The organism is Dactylosporangium thailandense (assembly GCF_059739745.1).
In genome coordinates, this window is record NZ_AP029195.1 from 4,607,791 (window position 1) to 4,626,802 (window position 19,012).

The 19,012-nt window shown below is 69.7% G+C and carries 15 protein-coding genes and 1 pseudogene; 7 read left to right on the forward strand and 9 right to left on the reverse strand.

From position 1 onward, the window contains the following. Positions 1-44: 44 nt before the first annotated feature. Positions 45-815: a FadR/GntR family transcriptional regulator gene (locus AC6JBM_RS19860; protein WP_497985078.1), complete on the reverse strand. Its 771-nt coding sequence runs from the start codon at positions 813-815 to the stop codon at positions 45-47. A gap of 125 nt (positions 816-940) precedes the next feature. Between AC6JBM_RS19860 and AC6JBM_RS19865 the strand changes: the two genes are divergently transcribed. From AC6JBM_RS19865 to AC6JBM_RS19880, 4 genes are all read left to right on the forward strand, one after another. Beyond that, on the forward strand, positions 941-1,927 hold the full coding sequence (locus tag AC6JBM_RS19865) for an LLM class flavin-dependent oxidoreductase (RefSeq protein ID WP_497985079.1): 987 nt from the start codon (positions 941-943) through the stop codon (positions 1,925-1,927). After that, positions 1,924-3,237 (forward strand): amidohydrolase, encoded by a 1,314-nt coding sequence (locus AC6JBM_RS19870; RefSeq protein ID WP_497985080.1) that lies wholly within the window; start codon positions 1,924-1,926, stop codon positions 3,235-3,237. The genes AC6JBM_RS19865 and AC6JBM_RS19870 overlap by 4 nt, the downstream gene beginning before the upstream one ends. A 150-nt stretch (positions 3,238-3,387) precedes the next feature. Next, a complete protein-coding gene (locus AC6JBM_RS19875) occupies positions 3,388-8,844 on the forward strand; it encodes an AAA family ATPase (protein WP_497985081.1) in 5,457 nt (1,818 codons plus the stop codon). Positions 8,845-9,206: 362 nt separating this feature from the next. Next, entirely contained in the window at positions 9,207-11,009 is a 1,803-nt protein-coding gene (locus tag AC6JBM_RS19880) for a substrate-binding domain-containing protein (protein ID WP_497985082.1), read from the forward strand. A 25-nt stretch (positions 11,010-11,034) separates the two neighbouring features. Here the strand turns inward: AC6JBM_RS19880 and AC6JBM_RS19885 are convergent, their stop codons facing one another. Then, positions 11,035-12,513 (reverse strand): Hsp70 family protein, encoded by a 1,479-nt coding sequence (locus tag AC6JBM_RS19885; protein ID WP_497985083.1) that lies wholly within the window; start codon positions 12,511-12,513, stop codon positions 11,035-11,037. A gap of 38 nt (positions 12,514-12,551) precedes the next feature. Between AC6JBM_RS19885 and AC6JBM_RS19890 the strand changes: the two genes are divergently transcribed. Beyond that, positions 12,552-12,767: a hypothetical protein gene (locus AC6JBM_RS19890; protein WP_497985084.1), complete on the forward strand. Its 216-nt coding sequence runs from the start codon at positions 12,552-12,554 to the stop codon at positions 12,765-12,767. A gap of 93 nt (positions 12,768-12,860) precedes the next feature. On the opposite strand, the gene AC6JBM_RS19895 is transcribed toward AC6JBM_RS19890, so the two are convergent. The 3 genes from AC6JBM_RS19895 to AC6JBM_RS19905 all read right to left on the reverse strand — a co-directional run bounded on the left by AC6JBM_RS19895 (position 12,861) and on the right by AC6JBM_RS19905 (position 14,448). Further along, the gene (locus tag AC6JBM_RS19895) at positions 12,861-13,703 is read right to left on the reverse strand and encodes a hypothetical protein (RefSeq protein WP_497985085.1); all 843 of its coding nucleotides are present in this window, start codon (positions 13,701-13,703) and stop codon (positions 12,861-12,863) included. Between the two features lie 2 nt (positions 13,704-13,705). Further along, positions 13,706-14,230: a SigE family RNA polymerase sigma factor gene (locus AC6JBM_RS19900; protein WP_497985086.1), complete on the reverse strand. Its 525-nt coding sequence runs from the start codon at positions 14,228-14,230 to the stop codon at positions 13,706-13,708. A gap of 62 nt (positions 14,231-14,292) precedes the next feature. Then, complete coding sequence (locus AC6JBM_RS19905) at positions 14,293-14,448, reverse strand: hypothetical protein (protein ID WP_497985087.1); 156 nt, start codon at positions 14,446-14,448, stop codon at positions 14,293-14,295. Positions 14,449-14,563: 115 nt separating this feature from the next. Here AC6JBM_RS19905 and AC6JBM_RS19910 point away from each other — a divergent pair, with 115 nt between their 5' ends. Both AC6JBM_RS19910 and AC6JBM_RS19915 read left to right on the forward strand, forming a co-directional pair. Continuing rightward, positions 14,564-15,535 carry a hypothetical protein gene (locus tag AC6JBM_RS19910; protein ID WP_497985088.1) on the forward strand — a complete coding sequence of 324 codons (972 nt, stop codon included), beginning with the start codon at positions 14,564-14,566 and terminating at the stop codon, positions 15,533-15,535. 241 nt (positions 15,536-15,776) lie between these two features. Then, complete coding sequence (locus AC6JBM_RS19915; RefSeq protein ID WP_497985089.1) at positions 15,777-16,094, forward strand: hypothetical protein; 318 nt, start codon at positions 15,777-15,779, stop codon at positions 16,092-16,094. A 199-nt stretch (positions 16,095-16,293) separates the two neighbouring features. On the opposite strand, the pseudogene AC6JBM_RS19920 reads toward AC6JBM_RS19915, so the two are convergent. The 4 genes and pseudogenes from AC6JBM_RS19920 to AC6JBM_RS19935 all read right to left on the reverse strand — a co-directional run. Further along, positions 16,294-16,590: pseudogene (locus AC6JBM_RS19920) on the reverse strand (integrase core domain-containing protein); the annotation flags it as partial. 10 nt (positions 16,591-16,600) lie between these two features. Further along, positions 16,601-17,950 (reverse strand): IS30 family transposase, encoded by a 1,350-nt coding sequence (locus tag AC6JBM_RS19925; RefSeq protein WP_497986495.1) that lies wholly within the window; start codon positions 17,948-17,950, stop codon positions 16,601-16,603. After that, a complete protein-coding gene (locus AC6JBM_RS19930) occupies positions 17,890-18,675 on the reverse strand; it encodes an IS3 family transposase (RefSeq protein WP_497985090.1) in 786 nt (261 codons plus the stop codon). The genes AC6JBM_RS19925 and AC6JBM_RS19930 overlap by 61 nt, the downstream gene beginning before the upstream one ends. Continuing rightward, positions 18,672-18,995, reverse strand: a complete 324-nt coding sequence (locus AC6JBM_RS19935; protein ID WP_497981682.1) for a transposase — start codon at positions 18,993-18,995, stop codon at positions 18,672-18,674. Before AC6JBM_RS19935 ends, AC6JBM_RS19930 begins: the two co-directional genes overlap by 4 nt. Between the last annotated feature and the right edge of the window lie 17 nt (positions 18,996-19,012).

The window sequence follows — 19,012 nt, forward strand, 5'->3', positions numbered from 1 at the left end:
AGCGAGATCACGGCCGGCGGCGAGCGCCGGACCAGGCGTAACCGTCAGTCGGCGGCCGGCGTGGCATCCCAGCCGGACTCGGAGGACAGCCACTCCCAATGCGGTCCCAGCTGGTCCAGATGGGCCAGCGCGTAGTCGTGAGCACGCTGTGGATCACGACTCTCGATCGCCTCGTAGATTTTGCGGTGGTCGGTGTCCACCGTCCACTCGGGCTTCATGGACGAGTCCGGCCGGGCACTGCCGTCGGCCAGCTTCATGACCATCAAGGCGCGCAGGGCGCTGGTCAGGATGCCGTAGATCGGGTTGTGGGTCGCCTCGGCGATCGCCTCGTGAAACTCCAGGCTCCACAGCGCGACCTCGTGCTTGGTCTGCATCTCCGCCTGCCGGTCGAGGATGTCGCGCAGCCGGGCCAGGTCGCCCTCCTCCGCCCGGGACGCGGCCAACCGGGCCATCTCGGGCTCCAGCAACCGGCGCACCTCGACCAGCTGCCCGGGATGCAGGTGGTAGCGCATCGCGCGAACCACGCCGGGGTCGTGGAGGTTCCACTGGCCGCGCGGGTTCACCACGGTGCCTGTGCCCTGCTGCACGGTGACGAGACCGCGGATCGCGACCACCTTCATCGCTTCCCGGATGACCGACTTGCCCACACCGAAGTGGTTGGCGAGCTCCTGCTCGTTCGGCAGCCGGACCCCCGGCGGGATGACCCCCGTGGCGATGTCCTCGGTCAGCGCGCCCGCCACCGTGTCCGCCAGGCGCTCACGGGCGGGGCGGACACGCGTACCCAGGTCGGCGACCTGCGTGGAGCGAATATCCATCGATCCTCTTCTCAGGAGGCCCGGCCACCGTCACCGGACGATTGATGTTAGCGCGCGGCTGCCCTATCCTCTGACCACAGACATCCGAACATCAGATGACCTGTTGACCGGCTCGAGGAGATCACATGAAGGTGGGCCTGCACTTCTCGTGCACCGCCGTGGACCAGTCCAGCTGGCCCGACCTCTACGACGCCGCCCTCACACAAGCCGAGGTCGCCGACGAACTCGGGTATGACAGCGCCGTCGTGTCGGAGCACCACTTCAAGGCCGAGGGCTGGATACCGTCACCGTTCGTGCTCTGCGGCGCCATCGCCGCACGGACCCGCAACCTACGCGTCGGGACCGACATCGTGATCCTCCCGTTCCAGCACCCGATCAAAATCGCCGAAGACGTCCTCACCCTGGACAACCTCTCCCGCGGCCGAGCCGTGCTCGGCGCCGGCATGGGACACAGCGCCGCGGAGTTCGAGGCGCTGCAGATCCCGTTCCGGCAGCGGGTCAGCCGCTCCGAAGAGGCGCTCGAGGTGATCCGGAAGGTCTTCACCACGCCGACCGTGAGCCACCAGGGCCGGTACTTCCAGTTCTCCGGCATCACCGTCACCCCCCGGCCGGTGCGGCAACCGGCGCCGCCCATCTGGTACGGCGCGATCAGTCCGGCCGGTGCCCGGCGGGCCGCCCGGTTCGCCGACGCGCTGGTCATCGGCCCGTCGCTGAGCTTCGCCGAGATGCTCGACGTGCGCGAGGCATACCATGACGAGCTTCGCCGCCTCGGGCGCGACCCCGGCGACGGTGAGATCATCGTCCGCCGCGAGGCATACGTCGCCGCCGACTCCCACGACGCGTGGACCGACGGCCTGGCCGCCCTCAAGTACCAGGCGTCGCGCATTTACGCCGATTTCCCGGCCGACGGCACCGACGCCGACTTCCGCGAATTCTCCGCCACCCGATACCTGGTCGGATCCCCGGACGAGGTGTACGAGCAGTGCCTGCCCATCCGGGACAAGCTCGGCGCCAGCAACCTCCTGCTCCGCATCCAGCTCCCCGGGTTGGACGACGACCTGGCACTGTCCGCCACCCGGCTCTTCGGTGAGCAGGTACTCCCCCGGCTATGAACCCTGCCAACGACCTGGGCGCCGCCGTCGAGGCCGCCACTGCCCACGTGCGGGCGCTGCGGCGCGACCTGCATCGGCACCCGGAACTGGGCTGGAGCGAGTACTACGCCACCGCCCGGCTGCGCGACGAGTTGCACGGCGCCGGCATCACCGACATCATCGCCGGCGCCGAGCTGTACCGCGGCGTGACCCGCCTGGGTGTACCCGACGCCAGCGTCCTCGCCGCCGCGGCAGATGCGGCCGGCGCAGCCGGCGTCAGCAACACCGACCTCGCAATGATGCGCGCCGGTACCGGACTCATCACCACCCTGGACAGCGGCCGGCCCGGCCCCACCGTCACGGTGCGGGCCGACATCGACGCACTGCCCATCGACGAATCGACGGACCCGGCTCACGCACCCCACGCCAACGGATACCGGTCCACCCGCGCCGGGATCATGCACGCCTGCGGCCATGACGCACATGCCGCCGTCGTCGCCGGCGTCGCCCGCGTGCTGCGTGATCTGGGCGCACCCCAGCGCGGTGCCGTGCAGTTCATCTTTCAGCCGGCCGAAGAAGGCACCCGCGGCGCCGACGCCATCGTCCAAGCCGGCTGGCTGGACCACACCGACTACTTCCTCGGGCTGCACAACGCCGCCCGGTCCTGGTTCGGCACGGGACACCTCTGCCCGGGAGTGCACGGCCTGCTCGCGACCACCAAATTCGACATCCATATCCGCGGCCGCGAAGCCCACTTCGGCCTGGCACCGCACCTCGGGCGCTCCGCCGTGGACGCCGCCTCCGCCATCGCCCTGCTCGCGCACGCCATCCCACGCCGCCCAGGCGGATCGGGACTCACCAACATCGGACGCATCGACTCCGGCCGGGCCCGCAACGTGGTGCCCGGCGAGGCCCTGCTCCTGGCCGAAGTACGGGCAGATCGCAACGAGGACGCCGACGCCCTGCTGGCCGGGATGCAGAGACTGGTGGAAGGCATCGCGCACGCGTTCGACGTGACCGCGACCGTCGAGATGGTCGGCCGCAGCCCCGCCGCCGACAGCGACCGGGAACTCGCCACGCTCGTCGGCGAAGTGGCCGCCGAACAGCCGGGCATCGCCGTCCACGACACCATGGCGTACGAAGCCAGCGACGACGCGGCCGCCATGATGCGCCGCGTGCAGGAACGCGGCGGCCAAGCCACCTACCTGCACATCGGCTCACACCTGCCCGGCACCACCCACACCCCACGGTTCGACGTCGACGAGGCGAGCCTGCCGCTGGCCGTCACCGTCCTGGCCGGCACCGTCCTGCGGCTCACCGCCGCACCGTAACTCCATCGCGCCGACCCCGGCGAGGAAACGCTGGAGATGACCTCGTGTCGCGCGGAGCGCTGGGGCGCGGCGTCGTAAACAGTCACCTTCGCCCGTAGGTCGGCCTTGATAGGGTATGAGAGGAAATCCGACCGTCCGCGGAGGTGTCGGATGGGCGTCGGCGAGGTTCCGCACGGCCAGGTTCCACCCGCTCGGACCGAAATATTGCACGAGAGCGAACGCACGCGCGTTACTCGGGTGTTCCTTGCCGGACACACCGTCATCCGCAAGGAACCGCTGGGACCGGATGCACAGCAGCGCGTACAGCACGAGCTGGCGATCCTGGGGTGGCTCCGCGGTGTCGCGGGCGTTGCGCAGCTGGTGGAGGCGCCGCGGTGGCCAGGCGCGGTCGTGGTGGAGGACATCGGCGGCACCGGCTTGGACGCGTTGGCTAAGCCCATGGCTGTCGACGACCTGATCGGGCTCGCGGTGGGGCTGGCCCGGGCAATGGCTGAGATGCACCGGCGGGGGGTGCTGCACCGGGACATCACGCCGGCGAACGTCCTGATCTCTCGCGACGGTGCACCGTGCCTGGTGGATTTCGCGTTGGCCTCGTCATCGGCGGAGCTTCGCCCCGAGTTCACGCACCACGCCGAGATCGTCGGCACGTTGGCGTACCTGGCACCGGAGCAGACTGGGCGCACCGGCCGGTTGGTGGACGAGCGCGCCGACTTGTACGCACTGGGCGCGACGCTGTACGAGTTGGCGACGGGTGCGCCGCCGTTCGGTTTCGGGGATCCGTTGCGGCTCACGCATGACCATCTGGCTCGCGTGGCGGTACCACCGGCCGAGGTGAATCCGGCGGTGCCGGGCCTATTGTCCGAGATCGTCATGCATCTGCTGGAGAAGGAGCCGGACAGCCGGTACCAGACGGCCGACGGTGTGGTCTACGACCTGGAGCGGTTGCGTGACATGGATCCGCGTGCGGCGGCTGCATTGCGGATCGGCGAGCATGATGTCCCGCTGCGGTTGTTGCCGCCGTCGCGGCTGGTGGGCCGCGATGACGAGGTGGCGGCGCTGCGTGCGGCGTTCGAGGATGCACGGGCGGGCCGGTGCCGCGGGGTGCTGGTCAGCGGGGCGCCAGGGGTGGGCAAGACGGCGCTGGCTGACCAGCTGCGGCCGGTGGTGACGGACAGTGACGGCTGGTTCGTGGCAGGCAAGTTCGACCAGTATCGGCGGGATCTGGAGTTTGACGGGGTCTATCAGGCGTTTCGGGCGTTGGGTCGGCTGTTGCTGGCCGAGCCGGAGGGCGACCTCGACAAGGTCCGCGAACGGATCCTGGAGGCGCTCGGCGCGAACGCGGGTCATGCGAGCGCGGTGCTGCCGGAGTTCGCGGCGCTGCTGGCGGTCCCGCCCGAAGAGGGGGATCCGCTGACCACACAGATTCGGGCACAGCGAACGGCTGCCGACATGTTGCGCGCGGTTGTTTCGCGGGAACGGCCGGTGGTGATGTTGGTCGATGACCTGCAGTGGGCTGGGCGCACGCCACTCGGCTTTGTCGACCTCGTGTTCGGCGAGGAGCAGATCGAGGGCCTGTTGCTGGTGGGCGCGTACCGCGAGGACGACGCGGACGCGGCCAAGTCGCTGGCGGGGGCGCTGTCCCGGTGGCGTCGACAGCCCGGAGTTCGCCATGTACGGCTGCTCAGCCTGCCGGAATCCGGCTCGGCCGCGATGGTTGCCGACATGCTCCGCGTGGATCGGGCCACGGCGGAGGGCCTGGTCGACGTGATCAACCCGTACACGTGCGGCAACCCGTACGAGATCGTGGAGTTGCTCAACGCGCTGCGACACGACGGCCTGCTGACCACCACGGCGGCTGGCTGGCGGTGGGAAGCGGCGGCCGTGCGCGCTCACCTGGCCCGGACCCAGACTGGCCTCCCGTCGGCGGCGCGTATTGACGCCGTCCCCACGATGTCGCGGCAACTGGTCGAGGCGATGGCGTGTCTTGGCGGGCGGATCCAGCTGGACGTATTGCAGACCGCCACTGCAGAGCCGGCGGGCATGGTGGAACAGCGGCTGGCACCCGCCCTCGACGACGGAGTCCTGATGCTGGAGCCCGGCATACGTCCGGCAGTGCGATTCCGCCACGACCGGATCCGCGAGATGATCCTGCGCGGGCTGGGCCCGCGTCGGCTGTGTGCCCTGCGGTTGGAGATGGCGCGGCGGCTGGCGGCGGTACCGGCGTTGTACGCGGTCGCGGCGGAGCAGTACCTGCCGGTGGTCGACGTGGTAGACGACCCCGCGGAGCGGCAAATGGTGGTGGGGCTGCTGGAACGCGCCGCCGATCAGGCACGACTGATCGGGAACTACGCGCTGGTGAACGCGCTGCTGACCGCCGCACTACGGCTGATCGAACCCGATGAGACGGCCGCGCTCGTCGAGGTGCACACCGGGCGGCACGCCGCACTGTACAGCATGGGCCGCTTGGACGAGGCGGACGACGAGTACCGCACGATCGAGGGGCTGAGCACCACCGCCCTGGACCGTGTGAACGCCACGGCGGTGCAGGCGCGCAGCCTAACCCACCGAAACCGCTTCGTGGAAGCGATCGGGCTTGGTCTGGAGTCGCTGCGTGAACTGGGTATTGCTGTGCCGGCCGCGGACCGGCTCCCAATCGAGCTCGACCGCCGGCTCGGCGAGCTGTACCGGTGGCTGGACCATACCGACGACGCCGACGAGCTGACTCGGCCGGAGATTGCCGACCCGGCGGTGCTCGCCGCGAGCCGTCTGATCAACGCAATCCTGCCGTCTGCCTACGTTGCCGCCGACCACGCCACGGCCGGCTGGCTGGGCCTGGAAGCGCTGCGGCTCTGGTCCGAGCACGGCGCCGCCCGTACGCTGCTCGGCGCGGTGAGCCACGTCAGCTTCGCCCCGGTGACAGTACACGGCGACTACTCCGCCGCGTACCGGACGCTGCGGCGGTTCCTCGCACTGGGCGAAGCTCGCGGCTACGAGCCAAACACCGCACAGACGCGCGCCATGTTCGCGATGCTGAGCTGCTGGTTCGAACCGGTCGAAAACAGTGTCAAAGCAGCTCAGCAGGCCCGCGAAGAGCTGATCGCCGGTGGCGACTTGGCCAACGCCGGATACACCTACTACCCAACTGCGTCGGGCCTGCTGGAATGCACACCATCACTCGAAGACTTCGTCACCCAGCTTGAGGCCGGGCTGGCATTCGTGCAGCGTACCGGCAGCGAGCAGACCGTCCAGTGGCTCGAGACGTACCGATGGCTGGCCGGAGAGCTGCGCGGCGAACATTCCCCCGCAGCCGGTGCGGCAGTCCCCCTAGACCGGCCGACCGGCAGCCCGCAGGCATTACTCCAAGTGCACATCACCAGTGCGCTGGCCGCCGCCCTCCTCGACGATCCGGCCAGCCTGACGCGGCACACCACAGCAGCGATGCTGCTACCCGCTATTGACCAAGGCCTTTACGCGAGCGCCCTGGCACGCGTGCTGCGCGGACTGGCCCTCGCCGGTCAGGCTCGGGCCAGCCACGGTGACGATCGCGGTGGTCTGCTGTCCGAGCTGGACGAGGTGACGCAGTGGCTGGCCGCACGCGCCGCGGACGCGCCGGAGAACTTCCAGCACCTGGTGCGGCTGCTCGATGCGGAGCGGGCCTGGGCGGTCGGCGACTTCCGCGCCGCCGCCCTCGGCTTCGACGCCGCGCGGCGTGAGGTCGCCCGGCGTCGGCGTCCATGGCATCGGGCCTTGATCACCGAACGCGCGGCCCGCTTCTGCCTCGCCCACGGCCTCGAGCAGGCAGGCTACGACCTGCTCGCCGAGGCCCGCCAGGAGTACCTCGCATGGGGCGCGACCGCGAAGGTCGACCAACTCGACTGGGCCTACCCCACCCTGCGGCCATATGGCGGCCAGAGCCGCGATCGTTCCCGTCGTCGCTCCACTGTCACGACCGGAACGATCGACCTGCTCGGCATCCTGTCCGCGTCGCAAGCACTGAGCTCTGAGACCAGCGTTGAAGGGCTCCATTCGCGTGTCGCCCACGTCCTCAGCGCAATGACCGGCGCGACCGATGTACATCTGCTCTTGTGGAGCGACGACCGGCAGGCCTGGCTGGTGCCGGCGCCCGACGGCGACAGCGGCGCCATCCCGGTCAGCGCGAACCTCGGCATTGGTCACGAACGCGCGGTCCCGATGTCCGTGCTGCGCTACGCCCAGCGGATGCGTGTGCCACTCGTCGTGGGCGACGCCACCCGCGACGAGCGCTTCGCCCGTGATCCATACTTCACCGACGTCACCCGCTGCTCGCTGCTCGCCGTGCCCATCCTCAGTCGCGGCACGCTGCAGGCGGTGCTGCTGCTCGAGAACCGCCTCATCCGTGGCGCCTTCACCACCGAACGGCTTGACGGCGTCAAGCTCATCGCCGGCCAGCTCGCCGTTTCCCTCGACAACGCCCACCTCTACGCCGAGTACCGTCAGATCGCCAATGAACAGACCGCCCTGCGGCGCGTGGCGACACTCGTTGCTCGCGGAGCCGCGCCCGGCCTCGTCTTCGCCGCGGTCGCCGACGAGGTCGGCGCACTCTTTGCCGCCGACAGCACAGCGATAGTCCGGTTCGAGCCGGACGGGGACACGACCGTGATGGGACGCCATGGCCTCGGCCGCCGCCAGCCAGGCTCACGCGGCAGGCCCGACCCCAATTCGGCCATGGGGTTGGTCCAGGCCACCGGCCGCGCGGCTCGCCGCGACGCTGACGACTTGTCGAACGATCCGACATCGGCGGGCCCGCCCGAGGACATCACCGCCGGGCTCCGCTCGGCAGTCGCGAGCCCAATCGTGGTCGAGGGCCGAGTGTGGGGCGCCATGCGAGTAGGGTCACGGCGCGCACGGCTGCCTCAGGGCACCGAGCAGCAGCTGGCCGACTTCACCGAGCTCATCGCCACAGCCATCGCCAATGCCGAAAGCCGGGCCGAGCTCACCGCATCGCGCAGGCGGATCGTCGCCACGGCCGACCAGACCCGCCGGCGCATTGAGCGGGACCTGCACGACGGCGCCCAGCAGCGGCTGGTCGCCCTGATGCTGCAGCTGCGCGCGGCACAGGAGGCCATGCCGTCCGCGCTCGGCGCACAGCTCGACGGGGCCATCGCCGCGGCGGCCGGCGTGCTGGACGAGCTGCGCGAAATCGCGCGTGGCATCCACCCGGCCATCCTGACCCAGGGAGGCCTAGGCGCCGCGCTGCGCGTGCTCGCCCGCCGCTCACCGATCCCGGTCGACCTCGACATACGCGCCAAGCGGCGACTGCCCGAGCAGACCGAAGTCAGCGCGTACTACGTTGTCGCCGAGGCACTGACCAACACCGCCAAGCACGCGCGCGCCTCGGCCGTCACGGTCACCGTCGAGGCCGACACCGCCGACACCGTCCTGCGCATCGCGGTCCGCGACAACGGCATCGGCGGTGCCGACTTCGCTGGCGGCTCCGGCCTGGCCGGGCTCAAGGACCGCGTCGAGGCACTCGGCGGCCGAATCGTTCTCCACAGCCCTCGCCAGGCCGGCACCAGCCTGCGCGTGGAACTCCCCCTCCCCGCTGCGAGCGGCGGCACCTCCCGATAGCCCCTGCTACCGTCCGGTCGACGCGAAGTGCCTTCCGCTCATCGGCCGCGGAAGGCACTTTCGACATGTGTGGCTGGTACTAGCCGGATGCTGGTGGCCACGCTGATAGGCCCTTCACTGTCGCTTCGAGCACGCGGACTAGATTCTTGGCGGTCGCCCGCTTGAGGCACTGGTGCGCCGGAGCCTCCCGTGTAGCCGATGCCGCCGAGGATCTGGGTGCTCGATCGTGGCGCGCGGCGACACCGACGGAGTCGGCGGCCGGCGCGGCGTGCAGCACGTCGAGAGCGACGAGGCGGGCCAGCGGGCGGTGTTGTGGCCGTCGGTTACGATGCGGGGCTCTGCCGGTGAACAGGAGATCGTCGATGGGTGTTGTCGCGGGGCTACGCACGCGAATGCCGCTGGTGATTGCGGTGATCGTCGGTCTGATAGCCGTCGTGGTGACGTACGTGGTGCTCCGTCACGATCCGGGGGAGGCGGGCGCCGACAAGCGAGCCGGCTGTGAACCCATCGAGGTCAGTTCGTCGACCGAGAAGGCCGACCTGATGATTGAGTTGGCGCGCCGGTACAACGCCTCCGACACGCTGTACGGCGGCAAGCGGTGCGCGTCGGTGACCGTGCACCGGCTCACGTCCGGCGCGGCGGCGGAGGCGCTTGTCTCCGGGTGGGATGAGCAGCGCGACGGTGGGCCGCCACCGCAGGTGTGGACGCCCACCGCATCGCTGTGGCTCCAGTTGGCCCGCCACCGGGAGACCGCCGGCGGCAGACAGGTGCTGCCGGCGGCCGGCACGCAGGTGCCGTCGATCGCGCAGAGCCCGTTGGTCATCTCGATGCCGAAGCCGATGGCCGAGGCGTTCGGCTGGCCGAACCGCGAGTTCGGGTGGAGCGACGTGCTAGCGCTGGCGTCCGATCCGCAGGGGTGGGGCCGGTACGGCCATCCCGAGTGGGGGCGCTTCTCCTTCGGCAAGGACAACCCGCACTCGTCCACGTCCGGCCTGGCCGCGACGGTGGCCACGTACTACGCGGCGACCGGCCTGTCCCGCGAACTGACGGCGGCCGATCTCACGCAGCCCAATGTGATCAACTTCGTTCGCGGGGTCGAAGCCGGCGTCCTGCACTACACCGACGATGCGGTGAAGTTCCTCGCCAACTTGGCCGAAGCCGACGCCAAGGGCGCCGCGATGTCGTACGTGAGCGCCGTCGTGCATCAGGAGCAGCTCACCTTCCTCTACAACAAGGGCAACACCACCGGCGACCCGAAGGTGAAAGGCAAGGCGCCCACGGTGCCGCTCGTGCCGATGGTGCCGCGGGACGGCACGCTGATGCTCGACCACCCGTACGTGGTGCTGCCTTCGGCCAGTGATGCACAACGTGAAGCCGCCGCGGACTTCCTCGCGTTCCTGCAGCGACCAGCCCAGCAGGCCAGGTTCGCGGCGATGGGCTTCCGCGACCACCAGGGCAACGCCGGCCCCGAACTGGCGCAGACCCTGCAGATCCCGGCCGGGCAGAAGATCAGCCTGATCCAGTCACCCGTCGGAGAGGTGCTGGACAAGATCCTCGCCGGCTGGGACGACCTGCGGAAGAAGGCGAGGGTGCTGCTCGTCCTCGACGTCTCGGGCTCGATGAAGGAGAAGGCGGCCGGTGACATCAGCAAGCTGGAAGCCGCGAAGAACGCGGCAATCGCGAGCCTCGACCTGCTGCATCCCGATGACGAGGTGGCACTGTGGACGTTCTCGGGGCAGCGACCGAACGGTGCGCAGCCCTACACCGAGCGGCTGCCGATGTCGCGCATCCGTGACGCGAAGCAGCAACTCACCGGCGTCATCCGGGCGCTGAGCGCCGATGGCGGTACGGCCCTGTACCACACGACCCGGGCCGCCGACCTGTACATGCGGGAACGGCTGGACGCCGACCGCATCAACGCAGTCGTGCTGCTCACCGATGGGCGCAACGAGTATCCGGCCGACAACGACAGGGCGAAGCTGCTCCGCGACCTGGACGGGTCACGCCTGGAGAACTCGGTTCGCATCTTCGGTATCGCCTTCGGCGACGAGGCCGACCTGGACACCCTCGAACAGATCGCGAAAGTGTCGCGGGCAGCCGCCTACGACGCGCGCGACCCGGCCAGCGTCGACAAGATATTCAGCTCGGTGCTGAGTAATTTCTAGCGGGCAACGCCTGACAACCGGGTCTTCAGCGGTCGAACACGATACCGAGGGCCACCCGCACCGTATGCACGATCACGGTGACCACGGCTCCCGCGGTCAACACGGCCGCCGTGCTCGCACCGGCGAGGCCGCCGACCGTGCCGCTCAGGGCACCGAGCAGCACGGCCGCTGCCGCACTCCACGGATCGGTGAGGTGGCGGCGGATGGATCGCCCCCGCCCCGGTTCGCCGGCCTCGTCGACGCGCGATGCGCGGCCTGCCGTCGGCGAGGCCGGCGACAGCTGCATGACCCGCTGCGGCGAGCCCTGCGGCGCGGGCGACGGGCCGGTGGCCGTTCCACGCGCCTGCGAAACGGTCTCCTGCGAAACGGTCTCCTCCGACCCGGCATCGGCGGGCAGCCTCATCGTGACGCCGGTCGGCGTGCGCTCCTCGCACGCGTCGAGCAGGATCAGTGAACCCTCCGCCACCACGAGCTCGGGCTGCTCCAGAACCGTCGGCGGCATCCCGAACGCGCGGTGCAGCAGCGTCGCAACAAGTGGGACGCGGCTCGACCCGCCGACGAGGAAGATGCCACCGACGTCTGACGGCCCGATGCCCGCGCTGCGCACCGCGGCGCGGGTGACCGCGACCGTCCGCGCGATGACCGGTTCGGCGAGCTGCTCGAACTCGTCGCGGCTTACCGGAACGGCGTCGTCCAGGACTGGCAGGTGCACCAGCGTCTGCGAACGCCGGCTCAACGACTCCTTGGCCAGCCGAACGTCCTCCCACAGCTGCCACCGGGCACGGCGGTCGGCGGCGGTGGCCGGTCGCCGCAACCGGTCCCAAGCGTCCCGGTCCCGCTGCGCGATCAGCCGGCCGAGGTGCTCCACCAACGCGGCGTCCAGGTCCAGGCCGCCCACCTCGGGCAGCCCTTCACTGGCCAGTACCGTCAGCGCTCCGCCAGGGTCGCGCCGAACCACACCGGCGTCGAACGTGCCTGCCCCGAAGTCGTACACCACCGCGCACTGACCCGCGCCGACCCGGCCGACCTGGCCGAGGAAGTAGGCGGCGGCAGCGATCGGCTCCGACACGAGGATCGGGTTCGGCAGGCCGGCACGGACGGCGGCAGCGGTCAACCGGCTCAACCGCGACTTGCCCCAGGTCTCCGGATGCGTGACCACGACACGATCCGGGAACTGGCCGACGATCTGCCGCGCCTCCGACGCCACACGTCCCAGCACGGCGGCGACCAGGTCGACCACGTCGGTCTCGTAGCCGCCGAGCAGGACGATCCCGTCTGCCATCCGCCGCTTCGGGTTGGGCTCGTACCGATCCGGATGCACCCGCGCCGACCGCACGGCTTCGGCACCGGACAACACGTCGCCTGGGCCTTCCAGGAGCACCGCCGACGGCAGCAACGGTGACCCATCGAAGAGCAGGGAACGTGCTTCACCGCTGCCGCGACGCACCATGGCCACGGTGTTGAAGGTGCCGAAGTCAATCCCGAGCAGCACGCCCTGAGCCATCGTTGCAGCGTACGCGGCACCCGCATTTCCGTCCCGCCTTGATCGATGCGTCCTGGTGGCTCGGGCGCGTCCAGCCCACCGGTAACCTTGACGGGGACGCTTGCGACGACATCACCGCACTGTTCGACCGGCTCTGGCGCGAGTGGGGCCTGACGCTCGTCCTGGTCACCCACGATGCCGTGGTGGCCAAGCGCGGGCAGCGGGTCGGCACCATGAAGATAGGCCGGCTCTCGGTCGTCCGCTCCGCCGGCTGACCGAGGATCAGCCGTGGAAGTCGGCGAGGCCGCGAGGTCGGCCAGCTCCAAAGGCTGACCCGGGTTCAGCCGCGAAAGTCGGGCGACCGAGGTTCAGCCGCGGAAGTCGGGCGACACCGCGAGGTCGGCCAGCTCCTGGTCGGTGAAGACCGGCTGGTCCAGTATGCCGAGGCCAGGCTGCTGGGGGCCGGGCCCCTGCTCCACGGACACCGCCCGGTCGTCGGCCACCCAAGTCGCTCGGACCTCACGTGGCACCTTGCCACTACCGCCCCGCCAGGACACCGCGACGGGGGTACCGGTGGTCGCGGTCAGTACCGTACAGCCGTTGTACGAGCCGACGGCCTGGTAGGCGGCGGCGCACGGATCGTTGGTGCCGGGCGGGCCGTAGTCGGTGAACGACGAGACCCGCACCATGCCGGCCTTGCCGTCGCGGTAGACCTCGGTACCGACCTCGTAGCGCCAGCCGGTCTGCTGCCAGCCCTCCACAAGTCCGTAACGGGTGAGCGGTTTGCCCGCCGCCGGAGTGGCGCCCGGCGCCGGAGTGGTATATCCGGCCGGTATCCCCGCAATAAGCGCGGCCAGCATCTGGTCGGCGCGCTGCTGCTGGGCTTCCGGGATTTTCGACACCGCACGACCGGTGGGCGACTTGGCCACCCCCGGGCTGCGTGCGCTGGTGGTGCTTGGCGCGCTGACGGTGCCTGGAGCGCCGGATGTGCGTGGCGCGGCGACGGTGCCCGGCGCGCCGGATACCGGTCCCACCTGGGTCATGGCCGCCACCGCAGCGACCGCGGCCAGCGCGACTCCGCCGGCCCACCACCGGCGCCGGCGGTTTCTGGCCCGCCGCCCGGCCGCCACCATCTCCTCCCGGCTCGCCGGCCGCGGCCCGTCCTCGCCGATCACCCGCGCGAGCAGGTCCCGCACGTCGTTGTCGTGCATCGTCACTCCTTACCCGTAGCAGCGGTGTCGGGCACGCCGAGGCGGCGGCGCAAGGTTTCCAGCCCGCGGGCGGCCTGGCTCTTGACCGTGCCGGCCGAGATCCCGAGCAGCTCCGCGGTCTCCTCGACCGACAGGTCCTCCCAGAACCGCAGCACCACTACGGCGCGCTGGCGCGCGGGAACCGCCGCCAGGGCGCGGCGCAGGATCAGGCGGTCGTCGACCCGGTCGGTCCCGGCCGGGGCACCCGGGTCGAGGTCGGCGAACTCGGCCGTCGGCCGCTCCCGGCGCCACGGCCGGCGGCGCTCGTCGAGGAAGACCCGCACGAGGGTGCGCCGCACGTAGCGGTCGACGGGCTCCTTACGTTGGAGCCGGGGCCACGCCAGGTAGAGCTTGGTGAAGGCAGTCTGGGTGAGGTCGTCCGCCAGATGCCAGTCGCCACACAACAGGTAGGCGGTCGCCCGGAACGCCGCGCCCCGGGCGGCGTAGTAGTCGCCGAACTCCTGATCGCGGCTCATGCCCGATCCCATGCAACCTCCTTCGTCCCTGACGGCAATACTCACGTAAGCAACGGGCCGGCAGGTTGCACGGATTACGAGGCGAGCCTGCGCCGGTCCTCGTCGCGGACGAAGGCCACCACGCCGCCCACCACCTCCGAGTCCTTCGCGATCCGCCGGTACCCGAGCCCGTTGGTGGGTCGCAGGCGTGCGCCGGTCCAGGTGTCGGCGACGCAGAGCTTTCCGCGCAAGGGATCTCGGCATCCCGCCCATCACGAACGACCAGTGCCGGGATCTTCAGAGGCGACGAAATCGCCGTAACGCGTCCAATGGGACGGTCGAAGCCTCACATCACCAAGGTGGTCCATGATCATGTTCATCGGCACGAGCGTGTACCCCGCGCCGCGGTTCGGCTCAACCGACTCGCGGCCATGGAGCGTAGCGACGTTCGCGTCTACCGCCGCGCGAAACCTGCGGCAGATCCGGATGCGCGCGGAGCCCGGTAGGGTTCCTGACATGTCCGATCTTGCTGCGCGGTTTGCTCAGCTCGCTGGCGAGTACGACTCCCGAAAACGAGCGGCGATCGCGCTCGTCGGGCGCTGGGACTGGTACACCTGGCCGGGTCTGGATCTTCGTCCGTTGCACTTCGAACGGGGCCTACTCAAGGCCGGCCGCCGGTTGGACATCCGACCGCCGGTGGACCGGGATGCCCTGCGCATCGGGTTCGACGCCAAGGGCCGCGCTGTGGTGACCGAGGAGTACAGCGGCTTTCTTCACGGCCGCCTGTACTACGAGACCTTCGTCCATTACGACGGCGACGTGGTCGAGGCGGCGCACTTCGATACGGGCGGGCCCATCTACCTGCACGAGTACCGTTTCGGGGACGGACTGATGCGTTCGGCCGAGATGGTCGCGCGGCGCGGGTCGGGGCGGGAGTCGTACGCATACACCGATGGGCGCATCAGCCGCGTCGAGATCGAGCACGACGGCCGGGCGACTTCGGTGCTGACGGCCGAGCACGACGACGGCGGCCTGGTCCGTGTCCTCGAGGTCACGGGCCTCCGGTCCGAAGTGCGCTACGAGCGGCCGCCGGCCGGATTCGACCTCGACGCGGCGTGCCGGACCATCGAGGACGCTTGCCTCACGCTGATCCCGGACGCCGTGGCGGCCCTGGCGATCGACGGCCCTGCCGCCCGCGTCGCACTGAGCTACTACCGATCGGACGCGCTGTCCGGGCCGGCGACTGTTGTGTGCGGTGGCGGCACGGCTCAACCTCCGCGACTCGTCGGACACGCTGCCGGTCGCCGGCGACTTCGTGGTGTACCCGGTCGACCTTGAGCTGGTCGACCTGGAACGGAACCTGGCCGATTGCCTGCCGCCCGACCGGTTCGCTCGGTTACGCCAACGCAGCCTGCTCTGACCGGCTCAGCCGGAGCCCGTCCCTCCGCGCATCGACACGACACAAAGCCGCGGCCCTCGCCGAGCCTGTCACTAGCTGTTTACCAGCAGCGTCTTGCCGCTGCGCAACACCAGCGGCAGATGAGTGACCTCTACCCCGCTCGGCGGTAGCGTACATGTCGTGGTGATCGGGCCGGCCGAGGCGCCTTTGGTGCACGCGAGGTGGCCGATCTTTGCGACCGAACTCGCCGCGGCGTTGCGGGCGCATGGCGACGACTCGTTGATCGATCAGGTCAAGAACCTGCGCGTCGTGCAGACGTGCGGCTGCGGGGACGACTTCTGTCAGAGCTTCTCCACCGCTCCGCGACCCGTCGGCGGCTACGGCAAGGGCCACCGCACCATATGCCTTGATCCGCCGTGGCCGGGCTACCTCAACCTTGACGTGGTGGACAATGACATCGTCAACGTCGAGGTCCTTTACCGATCACCACTGTGCTGATGCTGACTCCAGGTGAGCGAGGAGCACGTGGTGCCGCGTGTCGTCACACCCAACCAGCGGCATGTGTGCAAACCAGCATCACCCGCCTGCGATCGGCAGATCACGAGGTGATGGCGCGATGACCGACATGCTGCGTGACAGGACGCTGTGTGTATCTGGGCTTGACCCGATTTGACGGACAGGGTCGATGTGTTGATCCTCAAGCTACCTTGAGGGCGGTAAGCGGCCGAACTTTGGTGGGGGTTTCGTAGGCGGCCGGGCTGAGGTAGCCGAGGCTGGAATGCCGGCGGCGAGTGTTGTACCAGCCCTCGATGTACTCGAATATCGCCTGACGGGCAGCGGTGCGGGTGGGCCAGGCCTGGCGGTGGATGAGTTCGGTCTTGATCGTGGCAAAGAACGATTCGGCGACCGCGTTGTCCCAGCACTGACCCCGGCGGCCGACCGAGAGCCGCACCCCGTTCTGGCGGGCGAGGCGGGCATGCTGCGCGCTGGTGTATTGACCGGTTTCAACCGGTCGTTGCAACACCACTGTCCTGAGTGGACGATAACAGCTCGTTGAAGGCTTCGCCAGGCGTCTTCCACTCGAGCGCTTTGCGTGGCCGGCTGTTCAGCGTTGCGGCGACCGCTTCGAGTTCACTGGTGTTCCAGCGGGCGAGGTCTGTGCCTTTGGGGAAGTACTGCCGGAGCAGCCCGTTGGTGTTCTCGTTCGTGCCGCGCTGCCATGGACTGTGCGGGTCGGCGAAGTAGACCTGCACGCCGGTGTCGATCGTCAGCTTCGCGTGCTGGGCGAGTTCTTTGCCGCGGTCCCAGGTGAGCGTGCGGCGCAACTGCTCGGGCAGGGCGGTGATCGTCGCGGCGATCGCTTCGCGGACGGCTTCGGCGCCGTGTCCGGCCAGGGCCGGGCCGTTCTTCGACCGCGCTTCGACGCCCCAACCGTCCATGCGGGGCAGGTGCAGCAGCATGGTGAAGCGGGTGGTTCGTTCCACGAGGGTCCCGATCGCGGACCTGTCCAGCCCGATGATCAGGTCACCTTCCCAGTGTCCGGGCACGGCCCGGTCTTCGACCTCGGCCGGCCGTTGGCTGATCATCACTTCGGGGGTGACCATGCCGTCGCGGCGTTGCCGGGCCCGGGCGCGCGGCACCCGCAGTGCCCGGCCGGTGCGCAGACACGCGACCAGTTCACGCTTGAGCGCGCCCCGGCCCTGAATGAACAGCGATTGGTAGATCGCCTCATGCGAGATGCGCATGGACTCATCATCCGGGAAGTCCAGCTGCAACCGGTTGCTGATCTGTTCCGGGCTCCACGCGGTCGCCCAGCGGCGGTCCTCCCGGCGGGGCTTGTTGCGTCCCTTCCAGGCCCGAGCCCTCGGCCCGGTCACGAGCTCGCCGCCAGGCTGGCGGACGCTGCCGCTCAGGCGCTCTTGGACGTATTCGCGCAGCCGCGGATTCGACACCAGCTTGGCTGTCTTCGGACGCTTGGCCGCCTGCTGTGCCTTCCACTGCGCCACCACAGCCCGATACTCCAGCTTGCCGCCGCGTGTTGCGGCGTTGCGCCGCAACTCACGCGAGATCGTCCCCGCGTCGCGGCCGATCCTGCGGCCGATCTCCCGCACGCCCTTGCCCTGCGCCCGCAGCAGCGCGATCTCCTCCCGTTCGGCGAAGGACAGATAGCGGCCCGAAGGCTCGTCCAGGCTGATCGGCGGCATGCCTCCAGCGTTCCGAAACCAGCGCGCCCCCACCGGCCACGACACGCCAACATCAAGCGCCGCCTCGACCGTCGTGACCCCCGTCGCGATCAGCCGCCAGAACTGCCGCTGCACCGCGCGTGACGGCTCAGGCCGACCCGGCGACCGCATCGGCGCCCGCAACGCCCGGTCCGCCGCCCACTGCCTCCGCGCCCCTTCCGGCACCCGCTCCAGCTTCGTGTTCCTACCCATCGCCCACCTCCGCGATGAAGGTGTTGCGACGATCGGTTGAATTCGCCTTGACAGCCGCGGTCGGAATGAAAGATGAGCCCGTCGCGGGGCCGGCGGCGGCGCAGCGCGTCGGTCAAGGCGGCGTCGACCAGGTCGGTCTTGAGGTGATCGGCGACGGCCCAGCCCACGACCCGGCGCGACGCGAGGTCGATGACGGTGGCCAGATACAGCCAGCCTTCCCACGTGTTGACGTAGGTGATGTCGCCGCACCATCGAGTGTCGATCGCCGCCGGGTCGACGGTGAAATCCCGGCCGATCAGGTCCGGCCGCGCTGCGGCGGTCAGGTCGGGAATCGTGGTGGCCTGCCACCGGCGTGGGCTCTTGCCCCGGATCCCGGCGGCCCGCATCCGCCGGGCGATGCGTTTACGGCCATGCCGCAGGCCCGCGTCGGCAAGCTCGGCGTGGATCCGCGGCGCCCCGTACGTGCCGTTCGACGCCGCGTGCACCTCGAGAATCTTGATGGTGAGCTGCTCGTCGACCAGCTCGCGGGTGCTGCGCTCATTGCGGGCGTAGTAGGCGGACCGGGAGACCTTCAACAGCTCGCACGCGCGTTTGACGCTGTGTTTGCCGGCCTGCTCCGCCTCGATGAACGGATACACGTTCACCGGGTCTCCCTCGCGAAGAAAGCCGTCGCCCGCTTCAGGATGTCGACATCCTGCTGCAGCCGGCGGTTCTCTTGCCGCAACCGCGCCAGCTCCGCGCGCTCATCCGAGGTCAGCCCGTCATCGCGGGTGCCGGCGTCCAGCTCGGCCTGCTTCACCCACTGCCGAACCGCGGTCTCGGTCAGGTCGAAATCCCTGGCTACCTGCCCAACGGTGCGATCCCCGCGCTGACACAACTCGACGATCTCAGCCTTGAACTCCGGCGTGAACGCCCGCCGCGGCCGCGATCGCTTCTTCCCCACGCTCTCCATGATGCTGGACATCCTCCCGGAGACCCCAA